The 19,042-nt window shown below is 39.4% G+C and carries 12 protein-coding genes, 2 pseudogenes and 1 riboswitch; of the genes and pseudogenes, 10 read left to right on the top strand and 4 right to left on the bottom strand.

Features of this window, described 5'->3' with window-relative positions; all coding sequences use genetic code 11:
* Window positions 1–311 precede the first annotated feature (311 nt).
* The 5 genes and pseudogenes from Hs30E_RS07480 to Hs30E_RS07460 all read left to right on the top strand — a co-directional run bounded on the left by Hs30E_RS07480 (window position 312) and on the right by Hs30E_RS07460 (window position 12,276).
* Window positions 312–2,210 (top strand): metallophosphoesterase, encoded by a 1,899-nt coding sequence (locus Hs30E_RS07480; RefSeq protein WP_228462020.1) that lies wholly within the window; start codon window positions 312–314, stop codon window positions 2,208–2,210.
* 284 nt (window positions 2,211–2,494) lie between these two features.
* Window positions 2,495–2,722: pseudogene (locus Hs30E_RS07475) on the top strand (glycine--tRNA ligase subunit alpha); the annotation flags it as partial.
* Between the two features lie 327 nt (window positions 2,723–3,049).
* Entirely contained in the window at window positions 3,050–4,612 is a 1,563-nt protein-coding gene (locus tag Hs30E_RS07470; RefSeq protein ID WP_172209293.1) for a mucin-binding protein, read from the top strand.
* The gene (locus tag Hs30E_RS07465) at window positions 4,596–4,781 is read left to right on the top strand and encodes a hypothetical protein (RefSeq protein ID WP_172209292.1); all 186 of its coding nucleotides are present in this window, start codon (window positions 4,596–4,598) and stop codon (window positions 4,779–4,781) included. Before Hs30E_RS07470 ends, Hs30E_RS07465 begins: the two co-directional genes overlap by 17 nt.
* Window positions 4,782–5,091: 310 nt before the next feature.
* Complete coding sequence (locus Hs30E_RS07460) at window positions 5,092–12,276, top strand: mucin-binding protein (RefSeq protein ID WP_172209291.1); 7,185 nt, start codon at window positions 5,092–5,094, stop codon at window positions 12,274–12,276.
* 54 nt (window positions 12,277–12,330) lie between these two features.
* Here the strand turns inward: Hs30E_RS07460 and Hs30E_RS07455 are convergent, their stop codons facing one another.
* Together Hs30E_RS07455 and Hs30E_RS07450 are read right to left on the bottom strand one after the other, a co-directional pair.
* The gene (locus Hs30E_RS07455) at window positions 12,331–12,897 is read right to left on the bottom strand and encodes a cysteine hydrolase family protein (protein ID WP_172209290.1); all 567 of its coding nucleotides are present in this window, start codon (window positions 12,895–12,897) and stop codon (window positions 12,331–12,333) included.
* Between the two features lie 4 nt (window positions 12,898–12,901).
* Window positions 12,902–13,330, bottom strand: coding sequence for a GtrA family protein (locus Hs30E_RS07450; RefSeq protein ID WP_172209289.1), 429 nt, complete (start codon window positions 13,328–13,330; stop codon window positions 12,902–12,904).
* A 29-nt stretch (window positions 13,331–13,359) separates the two neighbouring features.
* A riboswitch (PreQ1 riboswitch) is annotated at window positions 13,360–13,463 on the top strand.
* Between Hs30E_RS07450 and Hs30E_RS07445 the strand changes: the two genes are divergently transcribed.
* The 3 genes from Hs30E_RS07445 to Hs30E_RS07435 all read left to right on the top strand — a co-directional run bounded on the left by Hs30E_RS07445 (window position 13,464) and on the right by Hs30E_RS07435 (window position 14,823).
* Window positions 13,464–13,970, top strand: a complete 507-nt coding sequence (locus tag Hs30E_RS07445; RefSeq protein ID WP_172209288.1) for a QueT transporter family protein — start codon at window positions 13,464–13,466, stop codon at window positions 13,968–13,970.
* 178 nt (window positions 13,971–14,148) lie between these two features.
* A complete protein-coding gene (locus Hs30E_RS07440; RefSeq protein WP_172209287.1) occupies window positions 14,149–14,352 on the top strand; it encodes a hypothetical protein in 204 nt (67 codons plus the stop codon).
* Window positions 14,353–14,640: 288 nt separating this feature from the next.
* Entirely contained in the window at window positions 14,641–14,823 is a 183-nt protein-coding gene (locus tag Hs30E_RS07435) for a DUF3272 family protein (protein ID WP_172209285.1), read from the top strand.
* A gap of 29 nt (window positions 14,824–14,852) precedes the next feature.
* Here the strand turns inward: Hs30E_RS07435 and Hs30E_RS07430 are convergent, their stop codons facing one another.
* Window positions 14,853–15,575, bottom strand: a complete 723-nt coding sequence (locus Hs30E_RS07430) for a biotin--[acetyl-CoA-carboxylase] ligase (protein ID WP_172209283.1) — start codon at window positions 15,573–15,575, stop codon at window positions 14,853–14,855.
* Between the two features lie 149 nt (window positions 15,576–15,724).
* Here Hs30E_RS07430 and metK point away from each other — a divergent pair, with 149 nt between their 5' ends.
* A complete protein-coding gene (metK, locus tag Hs30E_RS07425) occupies window positions 15,725–16,912 on the top strand; it encodes a methionine adenosyltransferase (RefSeq protein WP_172209281.1) in 1,188 nt (395 codons plus the stop codon).
* Window positions 16,913–16,996: 84 nt separating this feature from the next.
* Complete coding sequence (gene rny / locus Hs30E_RS07420) at window positions 16,997–18,613, top strand: ribonuclease Y (RefSeq protein WP_371864147.1); 1,617 nt, start codon at window positions 16,997–16,999, stop codon at window positions 18,611–18,613.
* A 109-nt stretch (window positions 18,614–18,722) separates the two neighbouring features.
* Here the strand turns inward: rny and Hs30E_RS07415 are convergent.
* Window positions 18,723–19,042: pseudogene (locus Hs30E_RS07415) on the bottom strand (ISNCY family transposase); the annotation flags it as partial.

Below are 19,042 nucleotides of genomic sequence, written 5' to 3'. Positions count from 1 at the left end.
TTCTTTTTCTTACCATCGTGTACTAACTTGATAACACGATACTTTTTCAATTCATTCACAGTGAGTAATATCCTTTTCATAAGTATTAGTTTAACATTTGGGACATTTTATGTTTCGACCTACTTAGAACATTATCACTTTCGAATGATAGGTTTATCGGGGTGGCTAACTTGGACTTGCAATTTGACGTGAAAAGTGAGATAATCATGGGTGAAATTAGTCGTGAAAAACTACGAGTAGTTTAATTAAAGTAATGATTATGTTTTAAAATAAGGCAAACACTTAAATAAAATATGAAAAAGGCTAACAATATGAGCGAAAATGAACTAAAGAAACCTGTTTTGTCGAGCAGTGTTCCAAGTTTTGTAGAAAACCGTGCTAAATTTTATCCAGAAAATTCAAGAAGGCTGGTCAATAAAATACTTCTCGATAGTCCGTACTTCCAATTTGTTTATAATTTGAACGATAAGATATTTTCGATTTCTAGCAAGGGTGACATTGTTTATTCAGCAATCCCTTATGATACCGCTAGAAATTATCTTCAAATGGCCGCGATAAAGACCATACTTTATCCAAAAGGTGCTCAAGAATTTATTGAAATGCACAAACCAATTCTTGAGAACTATTTGTCATTGGCAATCTATCAAAACACAGGAAAAAAAGTTAAGAAGACTTCCAAAGAAGTTAATGAAGCATATGATGACATATTTCATGATGTATTCTTTGAAATTCAAGTGATTGGGCGATTGCTTCAGCACGACGAAACGGGCCCACTTTCTGCGAGCCTTCCGGGAAAATTTCTTTATCAAAACAATCAAAATTCAGGTATTTCAGCCTATCTATATGAGTATATTAAATTCGTAATTGAAGTCGTCAATGAATTCCCAGTCGCTATTGATGGGAGAAATGTTCAACTCATAGAAACCAGTGTAGAACATCAACCATTGATGATTGGAAACAATGATTCTATGTTGGACAATTTTTCTGACATTAAAGATGGAATTCACCAACTCGTTGCTAGTGAACAAACTCAAACGAGTCATCAAGTTCCAACTAATTTACAACCAATTCTCAGATCAGAATATGGCCAAGCGTTGTCGCAACTTAGAAAAAATTATGTTGCACATAGCGTTAATCCGTCAGAACTCGAACAATACTTTGAGAATGTGTTACCAACCGAAAACACCAATTTAGTAAATGTCGTTTCAGACATTCATACTCAAACAGGCGGTATTCCTTTTAATAATAGTCATTTCAACATATTAGCGGGAGATATTTCTGATTCTGTGGCGAGTGACGCAGGAATTAAGGGAATATATGTGCTAGGCAACCATGAACTTATTGACACTTTGCCTGAAGCGAGCGAAATTGAAGGGACTGAATGGGAAAAATATAGTAAGACTGAATGGTTCCAACTGTTACAAACTTTACCAGACTTTTCATGGCCTTTAATCCCAGTTGGCGACAGCCAGTATTATGAGCTTGTGAAGAATACTATTCAAGAACGTTTTCCTTCAATGATAGTGTTAAACAACGAAAGTATGGTATATCAAAACGTTAGATATATTGGGTTGACAATCCCGGTAGCTTTAGTGAATAGAAAAAAAGCGTTACAAAATTTCATATTTAACGAACTAGAGAAAATACTGTCTGATGATGAAAGTATTCCGACAGTCATTGTATCTCATGCCCCTTTGTTCAATGAACTTAGCATGCTCAGAAAAACGAGTCATGCTTACAATCGAGGGTATAATTGTGCCGACGAAAGAATCGTTGAGTTATTCAAAAAATTCAATATCATCGGTGTAATCCACGGACATCATCACATACCCGCATCGTTTGGACGAATTAAATATGTTAAATTTGCAGGGAAGCAAATGTTTGTCGTTTGTTCTATTTATTCTCAAGCAAACACAGGAATTGATTTGGTTCCTCTCATAGAAGCATCTGAAAAAGGAGCAGATAAAACTGCGTCCCAAAAAAGATTGGCAAGTAAGAACGACACTTCTAAAAACAAATCAGTTCAGAGAGAATATCTAGCCAATGAACCAATTGAAAATATACCTGGGCTTTCTATCGAGTTGAGGGGGAACAAAACGGTATATAGGCTGGATAAAAAGGTCAATGGAAAGAGGAACCGAAAGAGTTTTCATGACCAAAAGTCTGCCGTTTCATATTTGAATGATTTGCTTAAAAATCGCAAATTGTAAAATGAAGTTAGCCACGCCGATTGAGGTTTTCGGGGTGGCTAGCTTGGACTTGCAATTTGCCGTTGAAAAATATCAAAATTAAGTTATAATAAAATAAAGCAATGAAGTCTGGTGGCGCAGGTGGAGCTAAAATTTAATACGAGTGCTTGGCAGTTGCCAATAATTCAGGTGGAACCGCGTCTTTAATAGTAAGGCGTCCTGATACTAGAACACAGTGTGTTTTTGGTGTCAGGACGTTTTTGCGTTCTGTACGCCATTTTCAAACGAAAAAGATGGAGGAAATTATGTCTAAAAAACTAACATTTCAAGAAATTATCCTAACGCTCCAAGAGTTTTGGAGCAAACAAGGGGCAAATCTCATGCAGGCTTACGATAATGAAGTTGGTACGGGGACGATGTCGCCCTATACTTTTTTGCGGGCGAATGGTCCTGAGCCGTGGCACGCCACCTATGTGCAGCCGTCACGTCGGCCAGCTGACGGTCGTTATGGCGAAAATCCTAACCGACTTTTTCTCTGTTTGGAAACATTGTAAATACCTCCGATATTTTCTGAAGATTGCAGTTTGAATCGTCCGTTCCATTTTGTTCCTTTCGTTATTGTTTAATCCTCAGATTATACCTCTGTATGGCGAAAATATAGCTAAGGGCAAAAAACAGCCTCACAAGCGCTGTTTTGGGCTTGTGAGGCTGTTTTTGTAAGGGAAGATGTGGTTTTTGTTAATGCTTTTTCTTGTGTAAATTTGGACTGCTGGACATGATATGGTATAATTAAGGTAAGGATTATCAACTAATATAGTAATTAGTTTTATCTAATGAATTCGAGAAAGAAGCGGTTTAAAATGAAAGAAAACTATAAGCATGATAAGATAAAATTTAGTTTTAAAAATAAACATGATGCCCCTAAACAAATACAATATAAGTCTTGGAAATCGGGTAAAGTTTGGTTTTTTGCTGCTTCGTCGGTTGCTTTTTTAACGGGAGTTCCGCTTGTTAATCAAGCGATTTCATCTGCTGATAGCACAACGATTAGTGAGCAAAATTTTTCAGAAGAAAAAGAGGATGATGAGTTGGTGGGCGAGGTAACGGCAACAATCACTTATAAGCGCTATCAAGTTTATGATGACAGTCGTCTGGCCTTTCAAGGTCGCTTAGCTGACGATTTTTCTTATGAAGAACAGACTTTTACAGTGACGATTACAGGAATGCGTGATGTTGATGAGCCTGAGCTGATTGATTGGCAAGTTGACCGTGACCAGATTTTAACAGCAGATGAGGCGTTTTTTGGACTTCCGACTTTTGATGGTTATAACTTGATTGACGAGGGGGTGGTGCCATGGGAGGCAACGATTGATCTAGGGACAGTTGTTGATTCGACTTTATGGATGACAAGCATGACGTCACAGGATGGCAAGCATATTGATTTTATACCTTATGATATGATAGAAGATATGAATGAAAGTAATACAAAGTACTTTTATTATACGCCAAATGTGCAGAAATATGCGATTAATTATGTCAATGAAATGGGCGAAACGCTCAAATCTAATATTTTGACAGGCTTGACTTATGAAACAATTGATTATCCACTTGATTTGCCGACTGGCTATGAGTTGACTCAGGATGCTAATTCTGAAAATGTCGTCAGTCTGGTCTTTGATGCGCAAGATGCCATTGACCAAGTTTATACGATTGAGATAAGGCAGAGAGCAGATGTTGATACGGATGGCGATGGTGTACCTGATCGTCTCGAAATTGAGACTGGGACGGATGCCAAGCTTGATAATCGTGTCCCGCAAACTTATGATAATGATGAGGATGGCGAAGTGAACTGGCTAGATGCCAATAACAATGGTATTTGGGATAAGGGCGAGCAGATTGACCTTGATATTGACGGCGATAGTGTGCCTAATATCGAAGATCCAGACATTGACGGCGACGGTATTTTAAACACTGAAGATACGACACCATATGGTATTAGAAGTGAGGTAATCGTGGAGCTGCCGTCGACATCTACAACGCCAGAAACTGATAGACCACTTTCTGATAGCAACCTCCCCCAAAATGCAAGACAAAGTGAGACAGTCGCACCAACACAAGCGATAAGTTATCCCGTTATGCCAAATCAAGCGCCGACGGTTGCTAGTTTGTCTGTAACATCTCCAGTTATGGAATCAACAACAGCTGATACCGCCCCAACGTCGTCAGTGTCGGCTCAATCAAAAGCTGAGCAAGATGAAAAATCAACTGAGAGACGTTCTTCAATTCCTGAACCATTGCCTGATACTGAAGGGACGTTGGAAGAAGAACTTTCACTTCCTATTGCTTTTTCTGTTGGCATAGGAGTCCTTGTTGGCGGTGCTTTGATGGGGTATTTGACACGCAAACGTGATTTTGACAACTAATGCTTTTGTCAAACGTATTACCGATTTTCAGACGAGTGATAGGTTAATAATTGCCACAAAAGCAGGTTATGTGAAAAAATATGATATATTACTATACAATGACGAAGTGATTTTAATTAGTAATACAGGGCCAGAAACACTTCTATTTGCAACTAGGGGGGTCAAGTAATCTTTGTCAATGTCTCAGATTATACCGCTCCAAAGCCTTACCGACCTAGGGCAGGATTGAGTGGTTGGCTAAAACTGACAGTCTAGTTCAGTTTTATAAGTAAATTTAAGGTTATCTATTTGTTAAAAAACGTCCGAAAATCGGGCGCTTTTTGTGTTGTTTGGCTTATTTTCATTGAATTTGTTTCAGAATCGAAACTTTTTTGTTGCTTATGTTATTTAGGTTTATAATGGTACTATAGGTAATATTAGGATTATTGTCTTTATAATTAAATAATCTTAATCACGGATAATAATAGGAGAAAATCAGAATGAAGAAATTAACTAGCAAACATGATGAACATAAGCTCACGCATTATCGTTCGTGGAAATCTGGTAAACAATGGCTTTTTGCAGCGAGTTTGCTTGCGGCATTGAGTGGTGGTGTGGTTGCAACAGCGATGATTTCGTCTGCGGATGATGAAACGACTATTGAGCAAAAAGTGCGTGATGTTGAGGCGGTAGATGATACGCAAGTGACAGTCATGCTCAAGTATGAACGTAATCAATATTATGCGTCAGATTGGCAATTAAATATTGCACCCGCTGATAATCAGTCTTTTACAGTGACACTTCATGGCGAGCGTGATGCCAATGATGCAACGAAGATCATTTGGGATTTTGATCGTAATCAGGTTGTGACGGCTGATAAAGCCTTGAATTTGCCTGATATTCCAGGTTATGTGCGTGACAAAAATAGTCCCGTAGGTTTTTCAGATACGCTCACGGCTGGTGAAATCTACGATTACTTTGAAGAACGTTTAGAAAATCTTGAAGCTGAAACCGGTTACCAAGCTGATCAGCCAACGATATTATTTTCGGAAGATGTAGACTACTTTGGTTGGAGTGATGCGACGCCAGGAATGGCTGTTATGGATGTGCCGCTTTGTAAAGTGATCATGTACCATTCGGAACAAAGACAGATTAATCTGACTTATATTGACGATGAAACGGGTGAAAAGCTTGGAACGAAGTCTGTCAAGGTTAATCACTATGTCGGTGGTGGTAATGGTTGGTATAGTCTGGCTGATTATTTTTATGAGTCTGACTTCAATCCTTATTTTGATACTAAACCAGTATTTATGGAAGAGTTTGAAGATTATGACTATGTTAGTTCGGAAATGACTGATTCGCCTTATGAATCTGGCGAATTTCCAAGTGGTGTTGTACGTTTAAAACGTAAAGCTGCTAAAGATCCAAATGAGCAAAAAATCATTTTGACTTATGTTGATGACGATGATAATGGCAAAGTTATCAAAACTCTTGTTCAAACAGGAGTAGCGGGTGAAACGGAAACAGCTGTTATTGATGAAACGGTTGACAGGAGCTTAAGGGGGTACGCGTATAATGGTGTGGGCGATGCTTTTACTTGGACTTTTGATACTGATAACGAGGTTGACCAAACTGGTACGGTTCATCTGAAACATAAGCATACGGTTGATACCTATCAAACTTCTGTGACTGTTTTTTATGATGGTTTACCTGATGATAAGGCACTTGCACCTCATGTTCAAACAATCACATGGCATAGAGAGCGTGATGAAGCAACATATCAGACAGTTGTCACACCTTTAAATGGCGTGACGAGTTTCGATGCGGTCGAAAGTCCTGTTGTTGCAGGGTATACACCGAATATCAAGACGGTTGCTGCCATTGATATGGAAGAGGCCAAAACTGATCCGTGGGAACCTCAATATAAAATGAGCGTGCCTTATGATCAGATCAGATATGTGACTTATTTCAAAGATGACCAAGCTTATGATGTGACAGCTACTTTAACTTATATCCGTGATCATTTGACAGGCTCGCCTGAACGCTATGGTCGTGAACATACAGGAGAGGCTTGGGTTTTTTCTCAGAGATTTGTGACAACGATAACGGGTTTGAGAGATATTGATAATCCGAGCAAGATTCATTGGAATGTTGATCGAGAGACGCTTTTGACGAGTCGATTTTTCGATGACTTTATCCCTGATAAGGGCTGTTCATTTGTACCTTTAAAAGGGGAGACCTATGCGCCGTTTTCAACTACGGTTGATTTGGGGACGGTTTATGACCATTTTGCGGCTAGGTTAGATGCGGTTGCTATTGATGCTAAACATGTTGATATAAATAACGAAGGTGGTATGGGGACTTCGCGAGATGTGACACGTTCATTTGATCATATCGCCAATTCGCAAAATATGACAGTTAATTTTGTTGATGAAACTGGTAAACTTGTCTATAAACAGGAACTGAGTAAAGAGAACTGTGCTTATGCCGAGTCAGATAACTATTTGACGATTGATGAATATAATCGGGTTTTCCCAGATGTTTTCAAAGAGACTTTGAAATCTTATGATTTTGTTGATAGTGACCAACAAAATAAAAATGTTTTGCTAAAATTTGACCATGATGACAATGTGGATCAAACGACAACGATTCATGTGAAACGTAAGGCGGTTGCTGAGGAAACGGTTACGGCAAAACTGCATTTCACGCGTGAACAGGTATACGTTGGTCAATACTCTGACTTTAACCCAAGTTATAATCCGATATTTGATGATGTTCGGCAAAATTTTGAGGTAACAATCACAGGTGTTCGTGATGTTGACAATCCGTCAAAAATCACTTGGAATATTGACCGCAATCAGCTTTTGACAGCAGATAAAACATTTGCGATTCCTGAAAATTTCAAGGGTTATACATTGGTGGCTGATCCTGCTAATGCGACTAATCTGTCGGAATTTGATAAAAATTATTTGAGTGCGACTGCCTTTTCGGATACAGTTGACTTAGGAACAGTTGTTGATTTCTGGGCAGATGAGCTAAATGCGATTGCTGAAAATGAAACAGAGATTGACTTGCGCCTACATGATAGTGGTATATGGCAAGAAGACAGCAGTTTTTGGTCTAAGCACCGCAAAGATTTTGACCTTTGTCGTGTTTATGGGTATACGCCAAATCCGCAGAAAATTATCTTTAATTTCCTTGATGATGAAACAGGTCAAGTTGTTAGAAGTGATGTTCATGAAGGGGTAACTGACGGAACTTTTGACTATGGTAGCCATTACGGTCAGCCTGATGCTAATGGCAAAATTGTCTACGATATTGATATTGCCGAACTGTTGCCAGCTGGTTATGAGTATGTCAATCCTTATTTTGATGTTAATCCTGCAGAATGGGACGGTGCATTTGGAGATTTAGGAACAGATTCTCAACCGCATCATACGTTTGATAATGAAGACGATATTGACCAAACGGCAACGATTCATCTGAAACACAAGCACACCCAAGGCACGCTTGAAACTAAGTCAACCGTCAACTACACTGGCTTATCGGATGATAAGAAATTGCCGTCAGATGTTCAGACGATAATATGGGAAACTGACAAAGATGAAGTGACAGGAGTCACAACTTACAAACCTAAGACTAATGTTAATGCGGTCACAAGTCCAGTTATTGCAGGTTATACAGCTGATAAAACGACAGTTTCAGCACCGACTTTGAGCGAAACAACGACGAAACCTGAAGATAGGGTTGCGACCGTCAATTATGTTGCTGAGGAAACGGTCACAGCAACCTTGACATATGAACGTGCACACCGTAATATTTATCACTATGGTAATGATCCATGGGGGCGTGAAATTGTCATTGATAATGAAGGACTGATTCAAACTTTTAAAGTCAAGATTACTGGTACGAGAGATGTTAATGACCCAACGAAAATCAATTGGGATATTGATCGTGATAAACTTTTCACTAGTTATAACTGGGTTTTTGATCGTGAAGGTCAAGTTATCACAAATCAGGGCAGTATGGCTGCTAACTTGATTAAATCTGGTCATACGCTTAGACCAACGACTGAGACACCATGGTCAGATTCGGTAGATTTAGGCACAATATTTGATGCTTTTGCGACTGAATTAGGTGCGATAGCAGCAGATAAAACACAAGTTAATTTTGAAAATTCAAATGGTATAACAGATTATCCAAGAGATCCTAGTCTGATAAAAGAGTTTCATTTTGATGCGAATCCGCAGAAGATGATAATTACTTTTGTTGATGATGATAACAAGGGTGCTATTGTTCATACAGAAGAAGTAACTGGTGTGACTGCTACACCTTTCCCAGAGGAATTTGAGCATGACTATACATCAGAAATGCTGATGAATTTAGACGGTTCATTAACAAACTATGAGTATGTCTCAAATTCTGCTAATCCTGATAATAGATTTGAATGGCACTGGGTGTTTGACGCTAAAGATGATATTGACCAAACGGCAACGATTCATCTGAAACACAAGCACACCCAAGGCACGCTTGAAACTAAGTCAACCGTCAACTACACCGGCTTATCGGATGATAAGAAATTGCCGTCAGATGTTCAGACGATTACATGGGAAACTGACAAGGACGAAGTGACAGGAGTCACAACTTACAAACCTAAGTCTAATGCTAATGCGGTCACAAGTCCAGTTATTGCAGGTTATACAGCTGATAAAACGACAGTTTCAGCACCGACTTTGAGCGAAACAACGACGAAACCTGAAGATAGGGTTGCGACCGTCAATTATGTTGCTGAGGAAACAGTCACAGCAACCTTGACATATGAACGTGCACACCGTAATATTTATCACTATGGTAATGATCCATGGGGGCGTGAAATTGTCATTGATAATGAAGGACTGATTCAAACTTTTAAAGTCAAGATTACTGGTACGAGAGATGTTAATGACCCAACGAAAATCAATTGGGATATTGATCGTGATAAACTTTTCACTAGTTATAACTGGGTTTTTGATAGTGAAGGTCAAGTTATCACAAATCAGGGCAGTATGGCTGCTGACTTGATTAAATCTGGTCATACACTTAGACCAACGACTGAGACACCATGGTCAGATTCGGTAGATTTAGGCACAATATTTGATGCTTTTGCGACTGAATTAGGTGCGATAGCAGCAGATAAAACACAAGTTAATTTTGAAAATTCAAATGGTATAGATTATCCAAGAGATCCTAGTCTGATAAAAGAGTTTCATTTTGATGCGAATCCGCAGAAGATGATAATTACTTTTGTTGATGATGATAACAAGGGTGCTATTGTTCATACAGAAGAAGTAACTGGTGTGACTGCTACACCTTTCCCAGAGGAATTTGAGCATGACTATACATCAGAAATGCTGATGAGTTTAGATGATTCATTAACAAACTATGAGTATGTCTCAAATTCTGCTAATCCTGATAATAGATTTGAATGGCACTGGGTGTTTGACGCTAAAGACGATATTGACCAAACGGCAACGATTCATCTGAAACACAAGCACACCCAAGGCACGCTTGAAACTAAGTCAACCGTCAACTACACTGGCTTATCGGATGATAAGAAATTGCCGTCAGACGTTCAGACGATAATATGGGAAACTGACAAGGACGAAGTGACAGGAGTCACAACTTACAAACCTAAGTCTAATGCTAATGCGGTCACAAGTCCAGTTATTGCAGGTTATACAGCTGATAAAACGACAGTTTCAGCACCTACATTGGCAGAGACAACGGCATTGCCAGAAGATACAACAACTACGGTTACTTATACAGCTAATGCACCTGTTGTTGGTAAAGAGGTCACGGCGACTGTAAGCTATAAACGCTACCAAGTCTATGATGATGAGCGTCAAGTATGGCAAGGTTGGCTTGGTGTAGCAGATACATTTAGTTATGCCGAGCAGACTTTCACAGTGACGATAAAAGGTCATCGTGATGTCAATGATGCTAGTCAAATTATCTGGGATGTTGATCGCAACCAACTTGTGATGGCGAACAATTCATTTGCGCCAGTGCCAACTATTGATGGTTACGAGTTGATAAATGATGGTCAAACAGCTTGGGGCGATACGGTTGACTTAGGGACGATTATTGATAACTTGCCTGATATGAAGGCAACTGTCTCAGAAGATAGTCATCATATTGATTATGTGGCTTCATCTGCTCTTGAAAATGCAAAATTGTCAGCGGTCAAATATTTCTATTATGCGGCGCATGATCAAAAACATGTTATCAATTATGTAGATGAAAATGGTCAGATTGTCAAAACGCAGACGGAAATCGGTAAGTCAAATACTTATTTGACCCTTCCAACAATTGTGCCTAATGGCTATGAAGTTGTTTCGGCAAACAGTGCTGATGTCAATGATAATGAAATCAATATTTGGTTTGATGAGCGTGACAGTGTTGACCAAGTGACGACCGTTCAAGTAAAAGCAACGCAGCAACTGTTTTCTGTGACATTTCTTGACGATACGACAGGGCAAAAACTTGAGGTTAAGGCGCTGACACCTGAGGCTGTTGAGGCTGAAATTGCTAGCTATATTGCCAAGGGTTATGTGGTCAAATCTAACAATTTGCCGATGAGTCGGGCGGCTGATACGGATGTGGCGATTCATCTGGTTCATGGTACTAAGCGCGATGTTGAGACAAAAGCGGTGAATTTTGTGGTAAATCTTGTACCTGAAAATGGTGGTGGAACGCCTAAACAGGTAACTTTGCCTGCAACTATGTTACGAATGTACTCTGTTGACTTGGTTACAGGTAAGGTTGTGCCGACAGATGATTTGACGAAATATGATGGTGCGACACCAAATCTCTATGTTTCTGATAGTTTACAGGTTAAAATTGACAGTACGACTGGTGCGATTGACTTTGATTTAAATGATTTACCTGAATTGACAGGTTACACCGTCAAGAAACTAACGACAGAAAATGATGTCGTGAATTTTGATAATCCTAAAGCTACTGTGACAGCTGAATATGTGCCAACTGGAGAGACAGGAACGCCAGAATCTGAGCAACCCGAAACGGAAGCGCCAGAATCTAGCACGCCAAAACCCGAGCAACCCGAAACGGAAGCGCCAGAAACGGATACGCCAAAACCCGAGCAACCCGAAACGGAAGCGCCAGAATCGGAAACTCCTAGACCCGAGCAACCCGAAACGGAAGCGCCAGAATCTGACACGCCAACCCCAGAGCAACCAGAAACGGAAGCGCCAGAATCGGAAACTTCAAAACCTGAGCAACCCGAAACGGAAGCGCCAGAGTCTGACACGCCAACCCCAGAGCAACCTGAAACGGAAGCGCCAGAGTCTGACACGCCAACCCCAGAGCAACCCGAAACGGAAGCGCCAGAGTCTGACACGCCAACCCCAGAGCAACCAGAAACGGAAGCGCCAGAATCTAGCACGCCAACCCCAGAGCAACCCGAAACGGACACGCCAGAATCTGATAAACCTAAATCTGATAATCCAGATAATACCAACAAAGGTAATCATACAGATAATAGTACAGATACAAGTAAGCAAAAAGTTTTGCCAAATACTAGCGATTCTGCTACTACTAATGAAACCCTTGCCTTAGGTCTGGGTATGGTAATTACTAGCCTAGGTGTTGCGGCGATAAAACATGGTAAGAAAGAAGAAGTCTGAAATTTAGAAAATTAAATGTTTAAAGGTCAAGATAAGCAACAAAAAAATCTGTTATCAATTCTGATGACAGATTTTTTCTTTCGACCCTTGAGCAAGCTCAAAAGGAAAATGCGCCGTGCGGCTACTTGCACCGAGCGATTCCAGTTCAGCGATTGCATTATCGTGCGCTTTTTTTGAACGGTCGGTCATGGCGTCCACGATAATGATGACTTTGTACCCAGCTGTAAGCAAATCTCTAGCAGTATTGCGTACGCCGTTACTCGTGATAATGCCTGAGAGAATAATGGTTTCGATATTATTTTTTTCAAGGAAGGCTCGAAACTCTGGAATCGTATAAGCGCTAGGTTTGTATTTGGTGTAGCAGTTGCCATTTTCATGTGCGATTAAATCGCTTTTAATGGCAAGTTTGGTCATCTTTTCTTGCCATTTTTGCGGTAAAATTTTCTTAGTGACAGTGATAAAAGCAACAGGAATAGCTAATTTTTCAGCACAATCAATCAGTTTTTCATTTTTATCAATCACTTGTTGTGTCGAATAGGGTGTCGCATTTTTAATAAGCTTTAAGATAAAATCTTGCATATCAATCACGACCAGCAAACTGTTTTCTTTTTGAATTTTCATGAATTTACCTTATTTTTTCAGTAAAAATCAAAAATTTAGAAAAAATGTAGTTGAGTATGATTGTTAGCACTTGTAAAATTAAGCTGAGTACGAAAACTGCTTGATTGCGTGACAGATGAAAAGTATCTGTTAAAAGGCTAGGATTTGTGTCAACAAAATACCAATTTGCAGCAACAGAAATAAACATAACAAAAAGTCGACTGACTGTGAATTTGACAAATTCGCTTAAAAGAGAATTTTCAGTTTTCTCGAAAACCCAGAATTTATTGGTCACAAAGGCGAAAATAATCGCTGTAAGTTGTGCTAATAGCTCAGACAGCACACCATTTTGCAGCAACGCAAAAGTCAACATCTTAATGACGAAATAAACGACGGTCGCAAGAATACCTGCAACGAGATACTTAAAAATTTGGTTATTAAAAATCTTTTTCATATAGAAAAGTATATCATTTTTGGCGGAAATTTGATATACTTAATCTTGCTTAATTTCATTTTTAAGCTCTCCGTACTTCCTTACTTTGACGGAGCATATTAGACTCGCAAAATGCGATAAAGGAGCTTTTTTGATGTATAAAAAAACAACAGTCGTAGATATGGTGCAAGTCGCTATCGTGGCTGCGCTTTATATTGTCATCACCGTCGCCTTAGGACCGTTAGGTTCAGGTGCAATTCAGTTCAGGTTGTCGGAGCTGTTTAATTTTTTACCATTTTATAACAAAAAGTACGTTTGGTCGATAACAATTGGTTGTATGATTTCAAACTATATGATTTTCGGCATTGTTGACGTTATTGTAGGTGGTTTGTCAACATTGATTTTCGTGCCACTGGGTGTTCACCTTTTTAAGAAATACATGGTAAAAGACGTCTTGAGTGGCTTGTTGAATCGAGCTTTTCTCTATTTCTCAATTTTCTTTTCAGTGTCAATGTTTACAATTGCAGCTGAGTTGAAGTTTCTTTTTGATGTGCCATTTTGGTTGACTTGGTTGACTAGCGGTTTGGGCGAATTTATCTCGTTATTGATTGGTGCAATCGTCATTACCCAAGTTGCCAAGCGAATTGATTTTACAAAATAAAATTTGTCAGCTTTTTCTGACTTTTTTTGTGCAAAAATCAAATAAATAGGTTATAATGGAATAAGGAAAACGCTTACACATTAAAAGAGAGGAGTGGTTGCTAGTTTTGAAGTCAGGAAAAGAAAATAGCTTAGCTATTGAAATGGGTATAATTTGATAGTCACAGAAGGAGAATCACATGAACAAAGAACAAATGATTTACAAACTCAAGCAACTTGGTCACAATCAATCGAAAATTGCAGAAATTTTCATTGCTAATCAGGAATTTCATCGTGCAGAAATTGCTAAAACGAAACATATTATGTATGAAAATTTTGCAGAATTGTTGGCGCATTGGTTGGACGATGAAAAAGAAGAGGCTGAGGCAGAAATCAACGCATAAAAACTGGTGTTAGAGTTCGCTCTAGCATCAGTTTACTTGTTTTTTCTTCTAAAAAATAAGTAAACAGGCAAGTTATTCACGACGCTCAATGTCAAATAAGTTGCCAAGTGTGGCATAAGTATTTCCTGCCAAACATGAAATTGACTGGAAAACTCACGTTTGATATGGTCGTTTACGATTGTAAACTTATCTATAAACACATGATAATCTTTTTAGGAAAATTGGGCAATTCATTTGATTTTAGGTGATATTGGTTGAAATTTTTCTGAAATCTGATAAGATAGAATTATGATTAAACAACATTTTTACGTGTTCATCGCAGGTACTTTATTTTACGCTTGGTTTTTTGCTGATTCCTTATTGTCAGGTAAATTATTTTTAGCTGGTTTTTGGTTACTCTTTTTGTTGCGAAAATTGAGAATCGCACATCGTGCTGATCAATGGATACGCTCCAATGGAAAAGCTGACTAAAAATAGGGCATTTTTAGTCTATGCTGTCGTTAGCACCATTTTTTTAGGGAAATTTCGCCAGAAGAGAGGACTTTGACGAGTCCGTCTGAGTTGACAATTAATTCGCCATTTTCTGTTAAATCAGTTGCTGTACCGATAATTGTTCTGCCATTTTCCTCAAATTCGACTGTTTTACCGAGTACAAGGGAATGTGATTTGTAAATTGGCAGAAAATTTTGATTTTGCTGTAAATTTACAAATTCCCGCCAAATTTCAGCAATCAGCTGACTGCGCGTGATGGTCGGTGTATCATCAAATAATGAGCCAGCCTTATCTCGAAGGTCAATTGGAAAGTTGCTGATAGAAAAATTCAGTCCCACACCAATAATATTGAAATGACTCGCTAAGTGGTGTTCGACGAGAATGCCACAGATTTTTTTATCATCAAGATAAATATCATTGACCCACTTAATCAGTGGTTTTTTAGTGGTCAAATTCTCAATCGCTGTGACAATGGCTGCTGCTGTCAAAATAGTATAGTTTTCAGGAATTTCTCTTGCTTTAAGTGCCAACGACATATAAATGCCTGCTCCCTTGACCGCAAAGTAATCACGGCCAAAACGCCCGCGTGCCGCCGTTTGTGTATCGGCGATAAATAATTTTTTATCCTGTAAATCGTTTTTAGCATCAAGTTGTGTCGAGGCAGAATTTTCAACATAGGAAAGGTCGCTCAACCAAGAATTTTGCGCAAGAATTTCTATTTTTTCAATCATATCACTATTTTATCACGGAATTAAGCTGAAATGATAGCTAAATTGTTCATGAAATGGTAAAATAGGACTGTTACTTTCCGAAGGTGGTGATTTCAAACTGAAAAAGCCGTTTCCTGTAACCGAAAAAAAGAAAGAAGTAGGGGAAAACTATGCCAGAAAAAAATTTATTTACCAGTGAAAGCGTGTCAGAGGGACATCCTGATAAAATCGCTGATCAGATTTCAGATGCGATTTTGGATGCCATTCTCACACAAGATCCTGATGCACATGTTGCAGCTGAAACGGCTGTTTACACGGGTTCAGTTCACGTTTTTGGTGAAATTTCAACGACAGCTTATGTCAATATTGACGAAATTGTCAGAAAAACAATCAAAGAAATCGGCTATACTGATGCCAATTTTGGCTTTGATTATAAAACAGTTGGTGTTCATCCGTCAATTGTTGAGCAGTCGCCAGATATTGCTCAAGGTGTCAATGAGGCGATTGAAGTACGTGGTACGACACAGCAAGATGCGCTCGATTTGATTGGTGCAGGCGATCAAGGGTTGATGTTTGGCTTTGCCAGCAAGGAAACGCCCGAATTTATGCCACTTGCTATTTCTTTGTCGCACAAACTTGTCAAAAAATTAGCTGATTTGCGCAAATCTGGCGAGATTTCTTATTTGCGTCCTGATGCTAAAAGTCAAGTGACGGTCGAATACGATGAAAATGATGTGGCAAAACGTATTGATACGGTTGTTATCTCAACACAGCACGCGCCAGAAGTTACCAACGAGCAAATTCACTTCGACGTCATTGAAAAAGTCATCAAAGCTGTGATACCAGCGAATTTGCTAGATGCTGATACCAAATATTTCATCAATCCGACAGGGCGTTTTGTTATCGGAGGACCTCAAGGCGACTCTGGCTTGACTGGGCGCAAGATTATCGTTGATACTTACGGTGGCTATGCGCACCATGGTGGCGGCGCTTTTTCGGGCAAGGATGCGACCAAGGTTGACCGCTCGGCGAGCTATGCGGCGCGCTATATCGCTAAAAACATCGTCGCTGCGGGTCTCGCCGAAAAAGCCGAGATTCAGCTTAGCTATGCGATTGGTGTGGCGCACCCAATTTCGATTCACATTGATACTTTTGGTACTGGAAAAATTAGCCAAGACCGCTTGATAGCAGCGATTCGGGACAACTTTGATCTTCGACCCGCTGGTATTATCAAAATGTTAGACCTCAAACGTCCGATTTATCGTCAGACGGCAGCTTATGGTCATTTTGGCAGAACCGATGTGGCATTACCATGGGAAAAATTAGATAAAGTAGAAATTTTAAGAAGCCTTTTGTGAAATTGTAAATAATGTGTTATAATGGATTCGTATGTGTTGGTAGTTCTGACATGTGCGAATTTTTGTTATTAGAAAACGAGGTAAATTATGATTGCAGTTATTGCTTTCTTTGCCTTGTTGATTGGATTAGGCGTTGGTTTTTATTTCCGCAATGTGCAGTTGAAAAGTGCTCAGGCTGATAGTCAGAGTTTGATTGCACATGCTGAAACAAAGGCGAATGACCTCACGAAACAGGCGAAAATCGAAGCTGAAAATATTCGAGTTGAAGCCGAGAATCTGAAACGAGAGTCTGAAAATCTTAGAAAAGAAAAGATTTTGGAACTCAAGGAAGAAAGTCAAAGACGTCGTGAGTCGATAGAAAATGAATTTGCAGAAACTCGTAGTGAGTTAAAAGAAACTGAGAAACGCTTGAAACAGCGCGAAGAAGTCCTTGACCGCAAGGATGATACGTTGTCACGCAAGGAGCAATCTTTAGATTCTAAAGAGGAAAATCTATCAAACAAAACTAATACGCTCAACGAGCGCGAAGAAAAATTATCGCAAATTGAAACGCAAAAGGCGGCTGAGCTTGCACGAATTGCAAGTCTTAGCCAAGATGAAGCGCAAGAAATTGTCTTGTCAAAAACCAAAGAGTCACTTTCCAAAGAAATGGCGCAAATGATTCGTTCAAGCGAAGAAAAAGCCATTTTGGAAGCTGATAAAAAAGCTAAAAATATCATCACACTTGCTATGCAACGAGTGTCGGGCGATTTTGTCAGTGAGCAGACGGTTAGTGTTGTCACTTTGCCTGATGACAGTATGAAAGGTCGGATTATTGGACGTGAAGGTCGCAATATCCGTACTTTTGAAGCCTTGACAGGGATTGACGTGATTATTGATGATACGCCAGAAGCGGTTATCTTGTCAGGTTTTGACCCAATTCGTCGCGAAATTGCACGCTTGACTTTGGCGCAACTTGTCCAAGATGGTCGCATTCATCCAGCGCGTATTGAGGAGTTGGTTGATAAAAATCGCAAAGATTTAGATCGCAAGATTCGAGAGTACGGCGAGCAAGCCGCCTTTGAAGTGGGCGCGCACACCTTACATCCTGACTTGATGAAAATCATGGGGCGCTTACATTTTCGGACATCTTACGGACAAAATGTGCTGAATCACTCGATTGAAGTCGCAAATCTTGCAGGAAATCTTGCTGGTGAGATGGGTGAAAATGTTGTTTTGGCTAAACGTGCTGGTTTCCTACACGATATTGGTAAGGCACTTGATCATGAAATTGAAGGCAGCCACGTTGAAATCGGAACAGAACTTGCCAAGAAGTACAAGGAAAATCCAATTGTTATCAATGCCATTGCCAGTCATCATGGCGATACTGAGCCGACCAATAATATTTCTGTTTTGGTCGCAGCGGCGGATGCTTTGTCTGCGGCACGTCCAGGTGCACGCCGTGAATCAATTGAAAATTACATCAAACGTCTGCAAAATTTAGAAGAAATTTCAAATAGTTTTGAAGGTGTTGAAAGTGCTTTCGCTTTGCAAGCAGGTCGTGAAATTCGTGTCATGGTCAATCCAAGTGTCTTATCTGATGAGAAGATGACTGTTTTGGCTCACGACATCAAAGAAAAAATCGAAAACGATATGGACTATCCAGGCAATATCAAAGTAACCGTTATCCGCGAAACACGTGCGGTTGATTACGCTAAATAATCTGTGTCAAGCGAAATTGAAAATGTCCCAAAAAAAGTCTAAACATGAGTTACATTTATAAAGCAAAATTTGCTTTTAGATTCCATTTTTGATATGATTGAGTTATGATTTATGCTGAATTTTCAGCTTGATATTCCAGAAGCGTCTTACCGATCCTTCTGAGATATTTTTCGAAAGATGCAAGTTTCCACGGGTGAGATTGTGGGGGAATATACTTGCGTTTTTCTTTTTTGCCTTCTTTGGGTTGATCAAATTCTTTTGAGTAAATTTCATGTGTTAGTAACATTCTTGAGCTATAAATCTTGTCCTCGATATTGATATAAATATTACCGTCAAAGGCTTCTATAACAAGTGCCTTAGATTTTTTAGTAAAGTACATTTCCTTGTCTCCTTTAATTGGTAAGTAGAAGTGATTGTTATAACGGATGT

This window comes from Pseudolactococcus hodotermopsidis (assembly GCF_011170085.1).
Classification (GTDB): domain Bacteria; phylum Bacillota; class Bacilli; order Lactobacillales; family Streptococcaceae; genus Pseudolactococcus; species Pseudolactococcus hodotermopsidis.
The sequence above is the reverse complement of the archived record's forward strand: the minus strand, read 5'-3'. Positions and strand labels throughout refer to the sequence as shown.

Excerpts from the sequence above, each read along its gene's own strand:
- Hs30E_RS07460 (WP_172209291.1), top strand. The coding sequence starts at position 5,092 with ATGAAGAAATTAACTAGCAAACATGATGAACATAAGCTCACGCATTAT.
- Hs30E_RS07450 (WP_172209289.1), bottom strand. The coding sequence starts at position 13,330 with ATGAAAAAGATTTTTAATAACCAAATTTTTAAGTATCTCGTTGCAGGT.
- Hs30E_RS07435 (WP_172209285.1), top strand. The coding sequence starts at position 14,641 with ATGATTAAACAACATTTTTACGTGTTCATCGCAGGTACTTTATTTTAC.
- Hs30E_RS07430 (WP_172209283.1), bottom strand. The coding sequence starts at position 15,575 with ATGATTGAAAAAATAGAAATTCTTGCGCAAAATTCTTGGTTGAGCGAC.
- Hs30E_RS07470 (WP_172209293.1), top strand. The coding sequence starts at position 3,050 with ATGAAAGAAAACTATAAGCATGATAAGATAAAATTTAGTTTTAAAAAT.
- Hs30E_RS07455 (WP_172209290.1), bottom strand. The coding sequence starts at position 12,897 with ATGAAAATTCAAAAAGAAAACAGTTTGCTGGTCGTGATTGATATGCAA.
- Hs30E_RS07440 (WP_172209287.1), top strand. The coding sequence starts at position 14,149 with ATGAACAAAGAACAAATGATTTACAAACTCAAGCAACTTGGTCACAAT.
- Hs30E_RS07445 (WP_172209288.1), top strand. The coding sequence starts at position 13,464 with ATGTATAAAAAAACAACAGTCGTAGATATGGTGCAAGTCGCTATCGTG.
- metK (WP_172209281.1), top strand. The coding sequence starts at position 15,725 with ATGCCAGAAAAAAATTTATTTACCAGTGAAAGCGTGTCAGAGGGACAT.
- Hs30E_RS07480 (WP_228462020.1), top strand. The coding sequence starts at position 312 with ATGAGCGAAAATGAACTAAAGAAACCTGTTTTGTCGAGCAGTGTTCCA.